Raw genomic sequence first — 17,834 nt, 5'->3', positions numbered from 1 at the left:
TCGGTCATGACATCGACCGGCTTGAGTGCGCCGAAGATCGCGACACGGCAGGTGACGCTCGGTCGAAATCTTACGGGTCGGCAGCGCCGCCATATCCTCTACCAAGCCGCGTTCCTGCTCGTGCTTTGCGCCTTGCTGTGGCTTGCCTGGCGCAACGTGGAGGCCAACCTCGCCGTGCGCAAGCTCGCGCTGGGCTTCTCCTTCCTGCGGCAGGAGGCCGGCTTCGGCATTTCCTTCAGCATCATCCCCTATGCGGAAACCGATACCTATTTGCGGGTTTTCCTCGTCGGCCTGTCGAACACGCTCCTCGTTGCCTTGCTCGGTATCATCGCGGCGACGCTTCTTGGCTTCGCGATCGGCATCGCGCGCCTCTCGCCGAACTGGGCGGTGGCGAAGGCTGCGCTTGTCTATGTCGAGACGGTCCGCAACCTGCCCCTCCTTCTGCATGTCCTGATCTGGTACAACGTCGTGATCAGGTCGCTGCCGCCCTCCCGGCAAGCCGTCAACCTGCTCGACGCCGTCTTCTTGAGCAACCGCGGCATCTTTGTCCCGTCGCTGGAAACGAGCCTGGGTTGGGAGACGTTCGCGCTGTTGGTAGGCGGAGCGGTTGCCGCGATCGCAGGCATCGTTCGCCGCGCCCGACGCTGGCGCGAGGAGACCGGACAGCCGACGCGTGTGGTGATCCCGATCGTCTTTATCTTCGCCGGCGCACTGCTCCTTGTCGCTGGATGGGGCCAACTCCGCGTGAGCTGGCCGGCGCTGCAGGGGTTCAACTTTTCCGGCGGCATGGCGTTGTCGCCAGAGCTAGCGGCGCTGGTCGTGGCGCTGGCCGTCTACAACGCCTCCTTCATTGCGGAACTGGTGCGCGGCTCGATCGAGGCCATCGGCAAGGGCCAGCGCGAAGCGGCCGCGGCGCTGGGGCTCGACCGCGGCAGGATTTTGAAGCTGGTGATCATCCCACAGGCGATGCGCGTGCTCGTCCCACCGCTGACGAACCAGTATCTGCATCTCGTTAAGGCGTCGTCGCTGGCGACCGTCATCGGCTATCCGGACCTCGTCAACGTCTTCGTTGGCACGAGCCTGAACCAGACCGGGCGGGCGATCGAGATCATGGCGATGACAATGGCCGTATACCTCGTGCTCAGTCTGGCCATCACGGGACTTAGCAACTTGCAGTCCCGCCGCCTGAGGCTCGTGGAGCGATGACTGCGCTGGTGAACTCAAGCCGCGTCGAGCAGAGCCCGGCTTCTGCGCTGAGAAGCCAACTCGCCTGGGCGCGCGCCAATCTGTTCGCTCGGCCGATCGACGTGCTGCTGACATCGACGATCGCCGCAGCCGCTGTCGCGCTGATCTGGGCGATCGTCCCATGGGCGTTCATCGACGCGGTCTGGATCGGCGAGAACCGCGCCGCCTGCCGGCCGGATGCCGCCTGCTGGGCCTTCATCGTCAACCGTGGCGGCCAGTTCCTCTATGGCTTCTACCCTCAGCCGGAACGCTGGCGCGTGAACGCCGTATTTTTGATCTTCGCAGTATCAGTCTTCTTGCTGCTGCGGCGCGACACCCCAGGCAAGCGGGTCGTTGCCTTCTTTCTCCTCCTTGTGTTCCCCATCCTGGGCTATGTCCTGCTCCACGGCGGCGTGGCGGGGCTGTCGCGCGTGACGACCGATAAATGGGGCGGGCTTTCGCTAACGCTTCTTCTCGGCGTCGCCGGAATCGTCGTGTCGTTCCCAATCGCGATCGTGCTGGCGCTGGGTCGGCAGAGCGAAATGCCGCTGTTTCGCTGGGCGAGCATCGCCTACATCGAGATCTGCCGCGGACTGCCGCTCATCGCCGTGCTGTTCATGGCGCGGATCCTCCTACCTTACGCCTTTCCGGTTGGCTCCGAGTTCGATCCCCTCGCGCTCGCGGTCACCGGCATCATCCTGTTCGAAAGCGCCTATCTCGCGGAAGTGTTCCGAGGAGGCTTCCAAGCGATCCCGAAGGGTCAGGCCGAAGCGGCCGCCGCGATCGGGTTCGGCTACTGGCGGACCGCGATCTACGTCACGCTGCCGCAGATGTTGCGCGTCGTGGTTCCCGGCGTCGTCAACAACGCTATCGCGCTGGTGAAGAACACGACGTTGGTCGTGATTCTGGGGCTCTTCGAGGTCCTGAACATCGTCGCTGCCGGCGCCGCCGATCCCGACTGGCTGGGGCTCCACGCGGAGGGCTACGTCTTCGTCGGGCTGGTCTTCTGGGGGCTCTGTTTCGCCATGTCGCGCTACAGTCAGAGCCTCGAACGCGAGCTCAAGGCGGCGGAACGGCAATGATGTCATCGTCCAGCCGCCCGCTTCTCGAGGTCTCCGGGCTGAACAAATGGTTCGGCGCTATGCACGCTCTGCGCGACGTCGATCTGACCGTCGGGGTCGGAGAGCGCATCGTGGTCTGCGGTCCGTCCGGTTCGGGCAAGTCGACGATGGTCCGATGCATCAATGCCCTTGAACGCTACCAGAATGGCCTGATCCGATTGGAGGGGGAGGCCATCAACGCCGATTGCGACAGCGTCTTCGGGGCGAGGCGCGCGATCGGGATGGTGTTCCAGTCGTTCAACCTCTTTCCGCATCTTAGCGTCCTCGACAACATCACGCTCGGCCCGCGCAAGCTGCTCCGGTTGCCGCGGCCCGATGCCGAGAGCGCGGCGATGATGCTGCTCTCCCAGGTCCGGATGGAGGATCAGGCGCGCAAGATGCCGTCGCAGCTCTCGGGCGGCCAGCAGCAGCGGGCCGCGATCGCGCGCGCATTGGCCATGAACCCCAAACTGATGCTGTTCGACGAGCCGACCTCGGCCTTGGACCCCGAAATGGTCAAGGAGGTTCTCGATGTCATGACGGCCTTGGCGGAAGCCGGGACGACGATGATCTGCGTGACCCACGAGATGGGCTTCGCCAAGGCCGTTGCGGACCGGATCGTGTTCATGGACCAAGGGAAGATCGTCGAGACCGCTGATCCCGCTGCGTTCTTTGCCGGCGACTGCTGCGATCGGGCACGGAGTTTTGTTAGCACCACCACCGGTCGGTCAGGCCTAGCGTCATCTTCGTGATCTGATCGGGATTAGAAACAGATGAGCAAGAAACTTCATCGACTTTCAATGCCGGTCGGCGCGCAAAAAAGTCCGCGAAAGCGGAAGGTCAACAAGACGATTCTGAGGGGGTCTCTAGCAAGTTTCAAGAAACTTATCTTGTTTATGTCGTTAGCAATACTGGTATTTATTGTCTTAACAAATAGATGAAAATCTAGCGCATGCCGAAGCTCATCCAGGCTGCCATGGCGACCATCATGAGATTCTCGGTCAACGACACGAAGCCGAGTGGAACTCTGCTGCTGCCCCCGACGCACGCGCACTTGATCTGGCGACGGTCGATGTAGACGGCCTTGACCACCGACGCAGCGCCGATGGTGCCGATGAAGGCCGCGACCGGAACGGAGAGCCAGGTCAGGGCTCCGGCGATCATCAGCACACCAGCCATCAGCTCGGCATACGGATAAACATAGGAGTAAGGCACCCAGCGCCGCGCCAGAAGGTCGTAGCCGAGGAACATGGTCGAGAAGCTCTCGACGTCCTGAAGCTTGAGCAGCGCCAGGATGCACATGCTGAAAGCGATAAACCACTCCAGCGAGTGCAAATCGAGAAGACGACCCGAGCTAGCCCAGTTGGCCGCGAGCGCCATCAGTGCCGCGACGGCAAAGACCCAGATAACGGGCGTATAGCTGGTCGCCCCAGGATCGGCGACGCTCAGCCCAAAGAAGCGACGCAGATCGTCGTAGCCGCCGACGCGTTGTCCGTCGATGAAGGTCTGCGGCGTGGTCTTGACGTCATGCTCGGACTTGAAGGCGTCGGTCTCAGCCCTCGAGGTAAGCCAGCGATCTTCGACGGTGTAGCCGCGGCGGCTCAGCAGGTCCCGCGCTTTCAGTCCGAACGGGCATTCATGTTCCGGCGTCACCATCCGGTAGATGGTGGCCTGACGCGCTTCACTGGTCGTCACCGCTACGTCTCCAGTGCTTTCGAGCAAGTCGGTCACTGCCGGGCCAGAAGGGCTTCCATCTGGGCGATCTCCTTGCGCTGGCTGGCGACGATGTCGCCGCACAGCGCCTTGATCTCCGGATCCGTGAGCGTCGCCTGCTCGCACATCAGGATGGCACCCGAATGATGCGGGATCATGGCCCGAAGGAACTCGGCGTTTCCGATGCCGGCCTGCGTGCGCATGCCGACAAAGCTGACTGCGAACACCAAGATGGCGGCCGCGCCGACCGCCAGGTTGATGCGCCGCGACGGGAACATCGAGCGCATCGAGACCAGCATGATCACCGTCATCGGCGCCACCATCATGAGGGTCATGTAGACGTTGTTCAGGTTAAAACGGAAATGGGCCACCGTCGCGATCATCGTGTACATGACGAAGTACATCACGATGAAATCGAGGACGATCTCGACTGCGAGGCCGCGGTAGTGGCCTTGCTTCATGTCACCGTGCTGCTCCATATTCCCAACTCCCTCATCGCGGCTTTGGTCGGCTGTCCAATGAGCGCGACGCTACTTACCCTTGGTCTTCAGCCACGCGTCGATCGTGGCGATTTCCTTCTCCTGAGCGGTGACGATCTCCTGCGCCAGCTTCTTGGCTTCGGCGTCCTTGCCGTTCGCCAGCTCGACCTTGGCCATGTCAATCGCCGCCTGATGATGCCCCTTCATCTGCTTCATAAAATCGACATCGGCGTCGCCCGTGTAGGCCGGCATTCCGCTCATCATCGTCATCATCGACTGCTTGTAGCCCTTGGTGGCCGTCGAATCGGAGTTCATCGGCATCATCATCTTCATGTGCATGCCGGGGTCCATCGCCCGCTTCGACGCGGACTGCTGGGCTGAGGCTGCAGAGATGGCGAGAGCGGATGAGAGCGCAATGAGGCTGAGACGTGTCATGGTTCTGGTTCCTTCGTTCATGTGAGCTTGCCGGGCGCACGCATCGGCGCCGGTGAATTTGCTACGCCGCCATCTTCCGGCAGCTTTCGGCACATTCGCGGCAAGCCTGGACGCAAGCGTCCATATCGCCGAGGCGCTCGCATTCGCTGCCGCAGTCCGCACAGATATCGGCGCATTCGGCGCAAAGATGCTTGTGATGGGGAGAGCCGACGATGATGACATGCGCAGTGGCGCGGCATGTCTCGGAACAGGCGAGCATCAGCTTGATGTGACTAGGTTGAGCGTGTTCGCCGCCGGCTTCGAGGCAATGGCCAGTGATCATGCCGAGGCAGGTTTGGTAGCACCGTAGGCAAGCATCGATGCAGCGCTGCATTTCAGGGTCGATGTGATGCATGAACAGCCTCCTGATAGGGACGGAGGTGCTCCGACCATGCAACGGAGACGCACTGCTCTGACGGACGTTCCCGACCGTAACAATTTGTAACATTCAGTTTCGGCAGTGATCGACGCTTGCCGAGCCATTGACTGGTAGTGGAGCTGATCTGGCGCAAGGCCCAGCGTGTCAGCAGGCGCGCCCTAGCTCTTGTCGCTGTTCGCCCAATTTGCCAGCTTACGCGTCACGGGCGGCGGTAACCTTCGCACCGCAGCTTTCAGCCACGGGCGCCAGAAACCCGGGCTGAATAGAGATGCGATGCGCCCTCTTGCCGTCAGCGGCAACAGATAGTCATCGATGATCACGCTTCCGTCTGCATGATCGCGCTTATATGGGTCGGCTGGGGCAAGAAGATCGAACTTCGCGCTGCCGCGGGCATACGCGCTGGCGAAGCTGTGATGAATTAGTAATCCGCCAACGCCTCCGCGCTCGTAATCGGGGTGGATCGCAATAACATGGCCGAACGTCACGCCCTTGCAGTCGAGGGCGAGGTCGATGCCAACCGTTTCGCCGGCGCAGTGGATCGTCGCAACCCGCAACGGGGATGCACCCGCAGCATCTGCGGCGAGTTCGCCGAAGAACGCTGCAAACCGTGGATCAGAGATCGTGGGTGCGATCACATCATGGCGGCGTAGCGTCGCTCGCTTCATCGCGACTGCCGCCAGAGCAAGATCTCTAGCCTCGGGGCCGGGCGCGACCATGCCGAGTACTACCCTCCCTCGTTCAGAGAGCCGCCGAAGCCTGCGGCGGTGGTTGGAGCGCTCGCGGGCGGGATATGCAGTGCTGGGCCCGTTATCTGGTCCGACACGCCTCAAGAGATCGGCGAAAACTGCCTCCTGCTCGTCGGTTTTCCATGCGCGGGTAAGTATCTCGGATCGCGCCAGTGTCGAATCAGCTCTGACTTTGCGCATCTCGAACAGATCGACGCCATGTTCTCGCAGCGCCGCTCGGCCCGCGGCGACCATAGCCGGGAGCTCCGGCCCCGGTTCGGCTACAATATCACCGAATTGGGCTACCGGGCATCCCATGAGCTCTACGATGCCGATGCCGAACCGGCGCCGGGCAACTAACGGCCATACCATACTCAGTCGTTCGTCGCGGCGCGCGGTGACGATGAGCGGACAGTGCTGCTTGTCTAGATAGTGGTCCATCCAGTGCTGAAGCACGACATGACTTTGAAACACCTGTTGCGGTGTTGCTGCTCGTGCGAACAGTGCGTCCCATTCGGCGCGCAGCTCGAGAAAAGCCTTCCGGCCTTCAACGATTGCGAGGCTCACACCCTTGAGGTCCGATACTGCGGGCGTCAAGCGCATCGGCGGAGCGTCGGCCGGCGCAGATACGTTGCGCTCTAGCAGCGTCATGGCTTGAGCCCACCGTGCGCATGGGCGAAAAGCCGCTTTGTTCCAGCTAGCGGAAAGCGTAGTAGATAGGGAGCCAACAGCAGCAAGTGGCGCGCGGCGAAGGGCGCGTCCTGTTCTACCATATGGCGGATCGCCAATACGGGAAGCGGCGCGCGCAGCGGCCTAAATGCCGGGTTCCAAAGTCCTGGTGCCTCAGAAGCTGGGTACATCAACCCTATCATCCGGTTCCTAGCGAGCGAATAGAATTTATGGCCGTCCTGCACTCGCCTGAGCATCTTTATGCCCTCTTCCTCGGCGCAATGCGGAAATCCGATAACAACTGTCCGAAAGTGTTCCATGCCGGCTTTCGCAGGGATGTTGTCCAGCATTTTGAAACTCGCGCGTATCAGCTTGTAGACAGCGGCTTCGTCGCTCGCCTCGGCCCTGCAAACAGCAATCCTTGCCGTATCGATGCGGGCCGCCTGCCGCGTAAAAGGACAAACTGCCCCAGCCCGGCCCAGGTCGTCGTTGGATGTCATCAAATAGGTCTCGATCCAGCCGACCAACTTGGCCAGCGCATCCGCGGGACCGGCATTTAGTGCGTCACTCTTGGCCTTGGAGAACGTCAAAAATTCCTGGGCAACTATGGCCATGAGGCGTCGCTCCGAATCGCACGTGTTTGCAGTTTAGCGGAACGGATTTACGGAAGCGTTCTACTAAGTCGCAAAATGCAGCCGATAGATCATGAGGTTGAAACAAACGCTTAGCGTGGTGAATAGCGCGGAGTTTTGGATTCTGCCATAGTCCGGAACGGCGGCATCGGCGTTGGCCGCTGCCTGCGCTATCTGACGACAGACGGAGCTTGCGCCACGCTGCCTGGCCCAGGTGTCGATGCCCTCGGGCGGTTCCGTGCCGCTCGGCGAGGTCGCCGCTATCGAGCGCAAACGCGGCGCGACGACGATCCGAACCGAGAACGGCCAGCTCGCGATCTACATCTTCGTCGACATCGCCGGGCGCGATCTCGGCGGCTATGTCCGCGAGGCGCAAGGCGCGATCGCCCAGGCGGTGCAGCTCCCAACCGGCTACCGCGTCGCCTGGAGCGGCCAGTTCGAGTATCTCGAACGGGCCGAAGCGCGGCTGAAGGTCGTCGTGCCGCTGACGCTGGCGATCATATTCCTGCTGCTTTACCTCAATTTCCGCCGGCTGACCGAAACGTTCATCGTCATGCTGTCGCTGCCCTTCGCGCTGGTCGGCGGCGTCTGGCTGCTTTGGTGGCAGGGGTTCAACATGTCGGTGGCGGTCGCGGTCGGCTTCATCGCGCTGGCGGGAGTCGCGGCCGAGACCGGCGTGATCATGCTGATCTATCTCGACCACGCCTTGAAGGAGGTGCAGGCGCGCTGCGCGGCGGAAGGGCGAGCCTTCACCCGCGCCGACCTGCGCGAGGCGATCATGCTGGGCGCCATCGAGCGCGTGCGACCCAAGATCATGACCGTGATCGCGATCATGGCCGGCCTGCTGCCGATCCTGTGGAACACCGGCACGGGCTCGGAAGTGATGCAGCGCATCGCCACGCCGATGATCGGCGGCATGGTATCCTCGACCGTGCTGACCCTGCTGATGATCCCGGCGATCTACGGGCTGGTCAAGGGCTGGGGGCTGCCGAAGGCGGCCAGTCCGGCCTGCCATCGGCCAAAACTACGATCTGCACAGACCCGGCTGATTGATGGTGGCGCAGGAGGACCCCTGCATTGATGCCAGCACAGGTTGCAGCAACCTGGGCCGATGACCTCGCGGAAGAAGAGCGCCCCAAGGCTCGTCCAAAACGCGATCGTCCAAGCGATAAGGAAACAGAGCCGCAGTCATTTTCGCCAGGGGCGACACGTCGCCGATCATCTGTGCGACGGACTATTACCCGATTTTTGCGAGGAAGGGGAAGGTTTCGAGAAGCCAGAAGGCCATGGTCGAGAGTTGGCCCGCCATCATGGCGAAGCCCATGGCGATCATGGTGATCCCGGCCACGATCTGCAGGCCGCGCCCGACGCCGCGCAGGCGGCGCAGTCTCGCCGTGATGCCATCGGCGAACAGCGCCGTCAGGAGGAACGGGATCGCAAGCCCGAGCGAGTAGACGCTGAGCAGCGCGACCCCGCTCGACGCCGACGGCGACGTCGCGCTGACCGTCAGGATTGCGCCGAGAACCGGGCCGATGCAGGGCGTCCAGCCAAAGGCGAAGGCAAGGCCTAGAAGATAGGCGCCTGACGGCCGGCCGCTGGCGATCGGCGCCTGGAACCGGAGTTCGCGCTCCATCCAGGACAAGCGCGCAAGCCCGGTGGTGAAGACGCCGAAGACGAGGATGATCGCGCCGCCGACGATGCCGGCCTCATAGCGATAGGCGAGCAGCAGGCCGCTGAGCGCGCTCGCGCCCGCGCCGAGCAGCACGAAGACCGTCGAGAAGCCGAGCACGAACCAGAAGCTCATCCCGACCGCGTTCAGTCGCGAGGACGTTCGCGACTGCCCTTCGGCTCCCGCTGTCGACCCGCCTGCGATGTAGGAGACGTAGCCCGGGACGAGCGGCAGGACGCACGGCGACAGGAAGGAGACCGCGCCGGCCGCAAGCGCTGCCCAGACGCCGATGTTGGCGATCTCCATCAGCGGGCGTCCGTTTTTTTGTAGACCGCGAGCAGGGCGGCGATCTCGTCCGCCATAGGCTTCTGGTCCCAGGCCTTGACGCCGTACCAGCGCGCCCTCTCGGACCCGTCGGGGCCAAGCAGGATCGTGGTCGGCAGCCCCGAGATCGCCAGCCGGGCGACCGACGCGCCTGTCGGATCGAGATAGACCGGCAGGTCCTTGACTTTGAGTTGCTCGAGTAGCGGCTCGACGATTTCGGCGCCGTCGCGATCGACCGAGAGCGCGACGACGGCAGGAGGCCGTCCGTCCAGCGCGCGATGAAATCGTGCCAAAGCCGGCAATTCTTCGCGGCAGGACCAACACCATGTCGCCCAGATGGTCAGAAGAACGGCTTGCCCGCGGAAGCTGGCGAGATCGGCCGGGCCTCCGTCGAGCCGCTGGAACGCCAGCGCGGCGGCGTTTCCCGGTCGCTGCGTCCTGTCGGTCAGCACGACATAGACCGCGACCATGGCCAGCGCCGTTAAAGCGACCGCCGACAGCACAAGCCGTCTAGATTTGAGCACTGGTCCGATCAACCTCGGGCCTCGAAAACGAAGTGGTCTTGTCGCTCGGGTTCGGCTTGGCGAGCATGCATGCTCGACGCAGGCGTCACCGAGCCCGGCAGGGAGGCCTGCGCGCAATGGCGCGGCGGGCCTCGCGAAGGCTCACCCTTCAGCTGCGGCGCGGCGGACCGGTGGCCTGTGGCGGCCCCTGCGGACTGGTCGTAGAAGATGCAACCTCGCCTTGCACGAGGATCGTCTCGGCCGGCTCGGCGCGTTCGGGAATCGGCGAGGCCGAGGGAGGAGGCGTCAGCGGCGCGAGAGCGACCGATTTCGCCCAGAAGCAGCAGGCGTTCACCCCCTCGACATGAGTGGTCCGATCACGCTTCGAACTCGGCGTAGCGCCGCAGATCTCGACGAGCCCGACTTCACCTGCGTCGAATTTAACGGCGACATGGGTGCTGCCCGCGAGCGCGCTCGCCATCAGCTGGAGCAGGAGCACGAGACTGCAGGCGACGGCCAAGAGGCCGCGCCCCGGAGCGCCCGATATGCCTGCCAACATCATAGCCGAAGGATAGCTGAAGCGATTGGCGCCCAGCAACCGCGAAGCGGCCGCCTCGCGCTCTGTTGACCTGTTCCGGCTGCGAGAGACCGCGATCATCGGAGCTTCTGCCTGGCTTTCGATATGTGCTCGTCGATCTCAGCCACCGCCGACGGCTCGTCCCATTCTCGCGCACCCGGCCAGCGCGCAACCTCGCGGCCGTCGGGATCGACCAGAAGCGTCGTCGGCAGTCCGGTGATTCTCAGGGCCGACATGCTCCTGGCCTCGCGATCGAGATAGATCGCAAGGTTGGCGAGACCCGTCCGCTCGAAGAACGGCTTCACAACCTCCAACCCCTGCCGATCGATCGACAGGGCCACAACCTCGAACGTGTTGCCGCCCTTCATCGCCTGAAGCCGGTCCAGGGACGGCATTTCCTTGATGCAGGGCGGACACCAAGTCGCCCAGATGTTCAAGAGCACGAAGCGGCCGCGAAACGCTTCTCCCGAAATCTGACGCCCGTCGAGGGTCTGGAACGACAGCGCGGGCAGAACCGGGGCCGCGAGCTGCCCTCGTCGCGTGGCGACGAGAAGGCCGGATGCTGCTCCGATCAGAATCGCGGCCAGCGTCGCGGCGACGACGAACCGACGACCCATCAGAGCACCATGCGGATCTTCGCGAGCGCGGAAGCCTCCTCCTCATGGTAGTCGATCATCGTGCGGAAGCTGCCGTCGGCCTTCATCAGGTAGACCGAGGCCGAGTGGTCCATGGTGTAACCGTTGTCGGTCGGGATCTTTTTGGCATAGGCCTTGTAGGCGGCGAGCGCCGCGGCGATCTGTTCGCGGGAGCCGGTCAAGCCAACCACGCGAGGATCGAAGGACTGTAGGTAGAGCGCGAGCTGCTCCGGCGTATCGCGCTCGGGATCGACCGTGACCAGCAGGATCTGCAGACGGTCCGCCGCAGCGCCGATCTTGCTGGTCAAGTTGGCCATCTGCACCAGGGTGGTCGGGCAGACCTCCGGACAGTGCGTGAAGCCGAAGAATACGGCCATCGGTTTGCCGCGGAAGTCGGCGTCGGTGACGAGCTTGCCTGTGTGATCGACCAGCGTGAACGGTCCGCCGATCGTAGGCATGCCCTGAACGGAGGCGCGGCCTGCCTGCAAGCGGCCGGGACCATCGACCTTCCACCAACCCAGCAGGACGGCGGCTCCGAGGAAGGCGACCAGGCCGACGCCGATCCAGGCCGCGTAACGTATCCATTGGAGAAATGACATGGCGCGCCTCAATGGCCAATGTGGTCAGCGGGCGCCGGCGACGGCGCGCCGACGCCTTGAACCTGAAGCTCGACCGCGACCGCGCCTGCGCCCTCGAAGACCAGAGGGGCCTTGACCTTGTCGCCTTGCTTGAGCGGAGCTTTGAGGTCGACGAGCATCAGGTGCAGTCCGCTCGGCTTAACTCCACCTTCTGGCCCGGGGAACGATGAAACCGTTCGCCTTCCCGCAGATCCTCACGATGCCGTCGGCACGAATGCTTTCATGAATTCTGATGCAGGCGACGGCTTCTGTCGAACCTCCGACCAGCCGGGCCTGCGTCGGGCCAGTGTTCTCAATGCTCAGGTAGCCTCCGCCAAGTACTGGCGATAGGCTTCCCAATGCGACATGGCGGATACGCTCAATCAAGCGGCGGATCATAACCCATCTTCTCCGATGAGGCCGTGCCCATGAAAAAAAATGCGTCGGTTTGACGCTCACTGCTTGGCAAGCGATCTTGTGATCATCGCCCAAGCGCTGTCGTCGCCCGCGAACGGGTCAGCTAGCGCCGCATCGGGCCGGCTAATCTCGACCTTGCCAGCGACCATGGGTTGCATCCGTTCCGGCCCGAGATTCTTGAGCATCGCCCGGAAGCTCGTGTGCATCCCACCGTCGAGGTAGGCGTAGCTCATGGCAGGAGCGCCGGCGCTCACCAGCTCGGCGAAACGAGCCTGGTCGCGATCCTGCCGCTGCGAGACGAGCGGCTGAACCTGCGGGTCGAGCTCGATCACCGGACAGGGCGCGCCGGGCGTCATCGACGCAGACCCATCCTTAGCGTTGAAAACGTAGCGGCGGCCGCAGACGGCGAGCTTTGGCGGCTGCTTCGTCGCCTCGAAATGGTCTGAGCCTTCCTTGAGGTTCTGCCAGAACGCAAAATGCGCATTGTTGCGGTGACGCGCCATGTTCTCGGGCGTCATCCGGAACGGCAGCGCCTGAACCTGGAAGCTGCGCTGGCCTCCGGCGAATGCCTCACGCGCCAAGCCGTAGATTTCAGTCACGCCCTCGTCGGTCATCGCGAAGCAGCCAGACGAGGTGCAGGCGCCGTGAACCATTAGCGCCGAGCCGGTAGCGCCCTGCGACTTTTCCAAGGAATTAGGGTAGCCGAGGTTGAACGAAAGGTGGAACTGCGAGCGTGGGTTCATCAAATCAGCGGTGACCGCGTAGAAGCCTTCCGGAGCCTGGCGGTCGCCCTCACGCTTTTTAGGCCCGAGCTGACCCGACCAGCGGCACATTGGATAGGTCTTCAGCAGGGCGTATTGGCCGCTCCGATCTCGCTTCCAGACCTCGAGTTCGCTTTCCTTCTTGAAGATGCGTACGAGGATCGGATCGCTCTGGCTCATGCCCTTGCCGGACATCTCCGAAATCAGCCGCGCCGGGAGCGGCTGGAGATGGCGTTCGTCGCCCTCGCCGGTGACGCAGCCGGAGAGGGCGAACGTCCCGAGCAGGAGCGCGAAGGCGACGTGCAGGGTCGAGAAACGGAGCTGTTTGAGCATGCGAGAATGTTTGCGTGAACAGAGCTGACAAAGCGTCAACAAGGACGGTTAACCGCTCTCTACAACCTCATGCCACTTGAGGTTCAAGGAAAAAATTGCCGGCGGTCCTCACGCTTGCTCGCCGAACATGCTGGCGCCTAAAGGGGACCAGGCGGAAGAGAATGAGACCCGCCATCTCAACAATTCACTGATCGCCGGCGAGCATGCATCGCAAAGCAACGGGCCGGGGGTCGATCCGGCCCGTCGTTGTTGACGGCCCCTTTTTACTTCGCCTCGGCCCGCAGGCCCGCCTTCTCGACCCAGCCGGTGGCGTGCGCCATGACGTGGAAGACGAACTGCTGCTCGACCACGCCCTGGAACAGATGCGCCCAGGGGCCGGCCGCGAAGATGGCGACATCCTCGCCGCCATGGGTCTCGCTCTCCATCGGCACCAGCGCCTGCTGCTTGTAGCCGAGCGCGCCAGTGTTCTCGTTGCGCGGGTCCGGTCGATCCGCGTTCATCTTCACCGCGCCAGGACCATTGGCGTAGCTCAGCGTGGTGTAGGCCTTGCCGTCCGAACCCAGCGTCGGCTTGCCGTCGGCCTGGACGATGCCGAGGATCGGGTTGTTGCGCTCGGGATAGCCGGCGATCGAGAACACGTGGCTGTGGTCGGCGGTGACGATCACCAGCGTCTCCTCGAGATCGACCTTGGCGAGCGCGACTTTCAGCGCCGCGTCCATCGCGACCGCGTCGAGCAGCGCGCGCTGCGCCTCGCCGTCATGATGGCCGTGATCGATGCGCCCGCCCTCGACCATCAGGAAGAAGCCGTTCGGGTTCTGCGACAGGATGTCGATGGCCTTGGTCGTCATCTCGGCGATCGACGGCTCGCCGCCCTTGTCGCCGGCGCGATCGGCCTCGTACTTCATGTGCGAGCGCTCGAACAGGCCTAGCAGGCGCGGTGTGGTCTTCGCGTCGATGGCATCGAACTGGGCCTTGTTCCAGACATAGGAGCCGCTGTTGGAATAGCGCGACAGCCATTCCTTGGTCAGGTCGCGGCCGTCGCGGCGGCTGCCGGTGCGGCCGGCGTCCTCGGGATCGGCCATGGTGGTCGGCAGAAAGCGGTCGCGACCGCCTCCGAGCGCGACTTCGAGCCCGTCGCCGTGCGGCCAAGCCACGAGTTGGGACGCGATGTCCTTACAGCCGGCGGCGATGTCGGGCGCCTGCATATTGGCGTCGCCTTCCCAGTCGCGATGCGGCGTATGCGCATACATGGCGGCCGGCGTCGCATGGGTGATGCGCGCGGTCGAGACGATGCCGGTCGCCAGGCCAGCGCGTTCGGCGATGCCGGCCAGCGACATGACGTCCTTGCCGGTCGCGCTGGCGCAGTCGCGCAGCTTGGTCTCGCTGTTGACGCCGATGACGCCGTTAATGGTCTTGACGCCGGCGACCAGCGCGGTGGCGGTCGGCGCGGAATCGGCGACCTGCGCGTCGTGCGTGTAGGTCTTGGAGAGGGCGGCGTAAGGGAGCTGCTCCATGGCGAGCCGGTTCGATTCGCCGTCGACGCCCTTGAGCTGACCATCGAGAATACGCGCGGCGGTGACGGTCGAAATGCCCATCCCGTCGCCGACGAAGAGGATGACGTTCTTGGCGCGCTTGGTGTTGGGCGTCAGCTTCAGCTTCTCGGCCAGCGTCGTGCGGCCGACCGCGAAATAAGGGTCGTTGATCTGAGGTAGGGCCTGGGCCATCGCGGCGGACGAAGCTGCGGTCAGAAGGGCGACGGCGAGGAAACGGGTCAGGGCATGATGGTTCATGGGAAGCCTCCGGTTGACCGGCTGCGATAGGCAACGCGCGTGAACCTGCCGTGACGGAAGCGTTGGTGCCAAGCGTAGCCGTCGCCGTAAATCGCGAGTGGGAAACTGTGAGAAAGTGCGGCCTCCATAGAGAAGCTGCTTGAACCTCAAGTGGCTTCAGGTGCGACGGTGTTTGAAACGAGGGAGAATTTCATGCTGAACCGCCGTTCGCTCCTGTGTCTGTCGATCGGTCTGCTCAGCAGCGGTCTCTCGGCGCACCCGGCGCTACCTCAGACCGCTTTGGCGTCGAAGCTGCTGGAGCCTGGTCCGCTGCCGGAGAAGGTCTTCGGCGCAGCCGATGCGCCGGTCACGGTGATCGAATACGCCTCGCTCACCTGCCATCACTGCATGAACTTCCACATGGCCACTTGGCCGGCCTTGAAGGCCAAGTATGTCGATACGGCCAAGGTCCGCTTCATCGCGCGCGAATTCCCGCTTGATCCGCTCTCCACGGCCGGCTTCATGCTGGCGCGCTGCGCCGACGATACGAAATGGTATCCGATCATCGATATGCTCTATCGGACGCGGGAAGGCTGGGCGCATTCGCCCAAGCCGCTCGATGCCCTGACGCAGACGATGAAGCAGGCCGGCTTCACGCAGGAGACGGTCGAGGCCTGCCTGAGGCGCGAGGATTTGTTCCAGGGCGTCAGGCAGGTGCAGGAACGCGGTTCGAAGGAGTTTGGTGTCAACTCGACGCCGACCTTCTTCATCAACGGCGAGAAGAAGGTCGGGGCACTGACGATCAGCGACTTCGATAAGATCTTGGCACCATTGCTGTCTGCTTTTGCAAAATAAAGGCACGAATTCGAGCGCTCCGCACGACGGGATTATAGCGATGCGCGCACTACTCTCACTATCTTCAACCATTGACCGCCTGAACGCTGTTGTTGCAAGCATAGTATGCTGGGGTTTGCTTGCGAATGCTATACTGATCGCGATCAACGCAATCGTTCGCAAGCTGTTCTCGATCGCTTGGCCGCTCGCCTTCGACATGCAGTGGCACTTCTTCGCGGCTGTCGTGCTGCTGATGGCAGCCTACACCTTCCAGCGCGACCAGCATGTGCGGATCGACATACTGGCCAACCGCCTTGGTGAGCGCGGCCTCGCCTGGCTCGACCTTTTCGGCATCGCGTTCGTGTTGCTGCCGATTTGCGCAGCGATGATTTGGGTGAGTTGGCCCCAGTTCGTCACCTCGCTCCTCGCCAACGAGAGCCGGGCCAGCCGGGAAAGCCTGAGCTCGCTGCCGGCCTGGATCATCAAGGGCTTTATCCCAGCCGGTTTTTTCCTGCTGGCGCTACAGGGCGTCGCCGAATCCATCCGGTGCATGGCGGCGTTAATGGGGATCGAAAAACGGCCGCTGCAGCGCTTCCAGTTGATGGAGAGGACGGAGTGATCGCTGATTTGCTCGCGCCGGCCATGCTGGTTTCGCTCGTCGTGGTGCTTCTTGTCGGATTTCCCGTGGCGTTCTCACTGGCCGCCGTAGCAGGAGCATTCGGCGGCCTGGCCATCGCCTCCGGCGCGTTCCCGCCCGTTTTCCTCACGGCCATGTTTTTCCGAATTCTGGGCATGTTCAACAATGACAATCTGTTGGCGATTCCCTTGCTCGTCCTGATGGGACTGATTCTCGAAAGGACCGGAATCGCCGAGGATATGCTGATGGCGCTGAACCGCCTCTTCCGCCGGCTGCCGGGCGGTCTGGCCTACGCAGTCATTATTGTCGGCGCCGTGCTGTCGCCGATCGTCGGCTTCGTGTCTGCGTCCGTGATCGCGCTCGGCCTGATTTCGATGCCAGTGATGATGCGTGCCGGCTACGACGCTCGGCTTTCGACAGGCGTTGTCGCCGCCTCCGGCACATTGGCGCAGGTCGTCCCACCAAGCTTGGTGCTGATCGTTCTCGCAGAGCAGTTAGAGGTCTCTCTTGTCGATATATACCGGGGAGCGCTGCTGCCCAGCGGCATTCTCGTCGCATTTTATCTGGTCTTTGTATTTGTCTTGACGTTGTGGAAACCGCAACTGGCGCCGCCGATCCTCGGTGAAGAGTCGTCTAGCAAGGCCGACTGGCGCTTCCGAGCAAAACTGGTCCTCGACGGCGCGTTGCCGATCGGCTTGGTGCTCTGCGTGCTGGCGTCGATAGCTTTTGGCGTGGCCACGCCGAGCGAGGGCGGTGCCATCGGTGTCAGTGCGGCGCTTCTGCTCGCCTGGGCTAAGAAGAGGCTCGCGCTGGATCGATTGAAACAGGCGACGATGGCGGCGGGCGTGCTGTGTTCTGGCGTCATTTTCCTGCTGATCGGCGCCTCGTTCTTCACCCTTGTCTTCCGCGGGCTTAATGGGCAGCAGATGATCGAGGCCCTGTTTCAGTACATCCCGGCGGGTCCAACCGGTTTCGTGGTCGCAGTGAACGCGGCCGTGTTCGGCCTCGCCTTCTTTCTTGATTTTTTCGAGATCGCCTTCATCGTTCTTCCTCTGATCGCTCCGATCGCGCACAAGGTCGGCGTCGATGTGATTTGGCTCGCCGTTCTGCTGGCGATCAATCTCCAGACGTCGTTCATGCATCCGCCGTTCGGTATCGCGCTCTACAATCTAAGGAGCGTCACCCCGACATCGATCAGGACGCAACAGATCTACTGGGGTGCCGTGCCCTTCGTGCTGATACAGATCCTGATGGTCGCCGTCGGTAAGCGCCGCGCCAGCACCCTATGGATTAGGGATTGAGGATTTCCGGAAGCGCCACGGCATGAGATCTTCGACGCCGCTTTGCGGGTGGCCGTTGATGA

The 17,834-nt window shown here is 63.0% G+C and carries 20 protein-coding genes and 2 pseudogenes; 8 read left to right on the top strand and 14 right to left on the bottom strand.

The window, feature by feature from the left end; translation table 11 throughout:
* Positions 1-174: 174 nt before the first annotated feature.
* Genes ACFPOB_RS25595 through ACFPOB_RS25585 form a run of 3 tightly spaced genes read left to right on the top strand, consistent with a single transcriptional unit; the run spans position 175 to position 3,076 of the window.
* Positions 175-1,206: an amino acid ABC transporter permease gene (locus ACFPOB_RS25595; protein WP_377801162.1), complete on the top strand. Its 1,032-nt coding sequence runs from the start codon at positions 175-177 to the stop codon at positions 1,204-1,206.
* Complete coding sequence (locus tag ACFPOB_RS25590; protein WP_377801161.1) at positions 1,203-2,306, top strand: amino acid ABC transporter permease; 1,104 nt, start codon at positions 1,203-1,205, stop codon at positions 2,304-2,306. The genes ACFPOB_RS25595 and ACFPOB_RS25590 overlap by 4 nt, the downstream gene beginning before the upstream one ends.
* Positions 2,303-3,076 carry an amino acid ABC transporter ATP-binding protein gene (locus tag ACFPOB_RS25585; RefSeq protein WP_377801160.1) on the top strand — a complete coding sequence of 258 codons (774 nt, stop codon included), beginning with the start codon at positions 2,303-2,305 and terminating at the stop codon, positions 3,074-3,076. Before ACFPOB_RS25590 ends, ACFPOB_RS25585 begins: the two co-directional genes overlap by 4 nt.
* Before the next feature lie 193 nt (positions 3,077-3,269).
* Here the strand turns inward: ACFPOB_RS25585 and ACFPOB_RS25580 are convergent, their stop codons facing one another.
* The 6 genes from ACFPOB_RS25580 to ACFPOB_RS25555 form a co-directional block, all read right to left on the bottom strand.
* Positions 3,270-3,980, bottom strand: coding sequence for a glutaredoxin family protein (locus ACFPOB_RS25580; protein ID WP_052232425.1), 711 nt, complete (start codon positions 3,978-3,980; stop codon positions 3,270-3,272).
* A 71-nt stretch (positions 3,981-4,051) separates the two neighbouring features.
* Positions 4,052-4,429 carry a DUF305 domain-containing protein gene (locus tag ACFPOB_RS25575; protein ID WP_377801159.1) on the bottom strand — a complete coding sequence of 126 codons (378 nt, stop codon included), beginning with the start codon at positions 4,427-4,429 and terminating at the stop codon, positions 4,052-4,054.
* A gap of 138 nt (positions 4,430-4,567) precedes the next feature.
* Positions 4,568-4,972: a DUF305 domain-containing protein gene (locus tag ACFPOB_RS25570; protein WP_377801158.1), complete on the bottom strand. Its 405-nt coding sequence runs from the start codon at positions 4,970-4,972 to the stop codon at positions 4,568-4,570.
* A gap of 40 nt (positions 4,973-5,012) precedes the next feature.
* Positions 5,013-5,345: a four-helix bundle copper-binding protein gene (locus tag ACFPOB_RS25565; RefSeq protein ID WP_068176052.1), complete on the bottom strand. Its 333-nt coding sequence runs from the start codon at positions 5,343-5,345 to the stop codon at positions 5,013-5,015.
* 182 nt (positions 5,346-5,527) lie between these two features.
* Positions 5,528-6,745, bottom strand: a complete 1,218-nt coding sequence (locus ACFPOB_RS25560) for a GNAT family N-acetyltransferase (protein WP_377801156.1) — start codon at positions 6,743-6,745, stop codon at positions 5,528-5,530.
* Positions 6,742-7,377, bottom strand: coding sequence for a DUF6875 domain-containing protein (locus ACFPOB_RS25555; protein WP_377801155.1), 636 nt, complete (start codon positions 7,375-7,377; stop codon positions 6,742-6,744). The genes ACFPOB_RS25560 and ACFPOB_RS25555 overlap by 4 nt, the downstream gene beginning before the upstream one ends.
* Positions 7,378-7,606: 229 nt before the next feature.
* Here ACFPOB_RS25555 and ACFPOB_RS25550 point away from each other — a divergent pair.
* Positions 7,607-8,476: pseudogene (locus ACFPOB_RS25550) on the top strand (efflux RND transporter permease subunit); the annotation flags it as partial.
* 156 nt (positions 8,477-8,632) lie between these two features.
* Here the strand turns inward: ACFPOB_RS25550 and ACFPOB_RS25545 are convergent.
* From ACFPOB_RS25545 to ACFPOB_RS25515, 7 genes and pseudogenes are all read right to left on the bottom strand, one after another.
* Positions 8,633-9,370, bottom strand: a complete 738-nt coding sequence (locus ACFPOB_RS25545; RefSeq protein ID WP_377801154.1) for a cytochrome c biogenesis CcdA family protein — start codon at positions 9,368-9,370, stop codon at positions 8,633-8,635.
* Positions 9,370-9,912, bottom strand: coding sequence for a TlpA disulfide reductase family protein (locus ACFPOB_RS25540; protein ID WP_377801153.1), 543 nt, complete (start codon positions 9,910-9,912; stop codon positions 9,370-9,372). The genes ACFPOB_RS25545 and ACFPOB_RS25540 overlap by 1 nt, the downstream gene beginning before the upstream one ends.
* Positions 9,913-10,060: 148 nt before the next feature.
* Positions 10,061-10,411, bottom strand: coding sequence for a hypothetical protein (locus ACFPOB_RS25535; RefSeq protein ID WP_377801152.1), 351 nt, complete (start codon positions 10,409-10,411; stop codon positions 10,061-10,063).
* 134 nt (positions 10,412-10,545) lie between these two features.
* Positions 10,546-11,085, bottom strand: a complete 540-nt coding sequence (locus tag ACFPOB_RS25530) for a TlpA family protein disulfide reductase (RefSeq protein WP_377801151.1) — start codon at positions 11,083-11,085, stop codon at positions 10,546-10,548.
* Entirely contained in the window at positions 11,085-11,702 is a 618-nt protein-coding gene (locus ACFPOB_RS25525; RefSeq protein WP_377801150.1) for an SCO family protein, read from the bottom strand. Before ACFPOB_RS25525 ends, ACFPOB_RS25530 begins: the two co-directional genes overlap by 1 nt.
* Before the next feature lie 8 nt (positions 11,703-11,710).
* Positions 11,711-11,908 (bottom strand): annotated as a pseudogene (locus ACFPOB_RS25520) (copper chaperone PCu(A)C domain-containing protein); the annotation flags it as partial.
* A gap of 267 nt (positions 11,909-12,175) precedes the next feature.
* Positions 12,176-13,093, bottom strand: coding sequence for a L,D-transpeptidase family protein (locus ACFPOB_RS25515; RefSeq protein ID WP_377801149.1), 918 nt, complete (start codon positions 13,091-13,093; stop codon positions 12,176-12,178).
* A 33-nt stretch (positions 13,094-13,126) separates the two neighbouring features.
* On the opposite strand from ACFPOB_RS25515, the gene ACFPOB_RS25510 reads away from it, so the two are divergent.
* A complete protein-coding gene (locus ACFPOB_RS25510; RefSeq protein ID WP_377801148.1) occupies positions 13,127-13,249 on the top strand; it encodes a hypothetical protein in 123 nt (40 codons plus the stop codon).
* 245 nt (positions 13,250-13,494) lie between these two features.
* On the opposite strand, the gene ACFPOB_RS25505 is transcribed toward ACFPOB_RS25510, so the two are convergent.
* Positions 13,495-15,021 (bottom strand): alkaline phosphatase, encoded by a 1,527-nt coding sequence (locus ACFPOB_RS25505; RefSeq protein ID WP_377801147.1) that lies wholly within the window; start codon positions 15,019-15,021, stop codon positions 13,495-13,497.
* Positions 15,022-15,213: 192 nt separating this feature from the next.
* Between ACFPOB_RS25505 and ACFPOB_RS25500 the strand changes: the two genes are divergently transcribed.
* The 3 genes from ACFPOB_RS25500 to ACFPOB_RS25490 are packed head-to-tail and all read left to right on the top strand — an operon-like array spanning position 15,214 to position 17,772.
* Positions 15,214-15,855, top strand: coding sequence for a DsbA family protein (locus ACFPOB_RS25500; RefSeq protein WP_377801145.1), 642 nt, complete (start codon positions 15,214-15,216; stop codon positions 15,853-15,855).
* A gap of 40 nt (positions 15,856-15,895) precedes the next feature.
* Positions 15,896-16,453 (top strand): TRAP transporter small permease subunit, encoded by a 558-nt coding sequence (locus ACFPOB_RS25495; protein ID WP_377801144.1) that lies wholly within the window; start codon positions 15,896-15,898, stop codon positions 16,451-16,453.
* Positions 16,450-17,772: a TRAP transporter large permease gene (locus tag ACFPOB_RS25490; RefSeq protein WP_377801143.1), complete on the top strand. Its 1,323-nt coding sequence runs from the start codon at positions 16,450-16,452 to the stop codon at positions 17,770-17,772. The genes ACFPOB_RS25495 and ACFPOB_RS25490 overlap by 4 nt, the downstream gene beginning before the upstream one ends.
* Positions 17,773-17,834: the final 62 nt, after the last annotated feature.

It is taken from the genome of Allobosea eneae (assembly GCF_042657265.1).
Taxonomy (GTDB): domain Bacteria; phylum Pseudomonadota; class Alphaproteobacteria; order Rhizobiales; family Beijerinckiaceae; genus Allobosea; species Allobosea eneae.
Note: the sequence above shows the minus strand (reverse complement) of the source record. Positions and strands in the feature narration are given on the sequence as shown.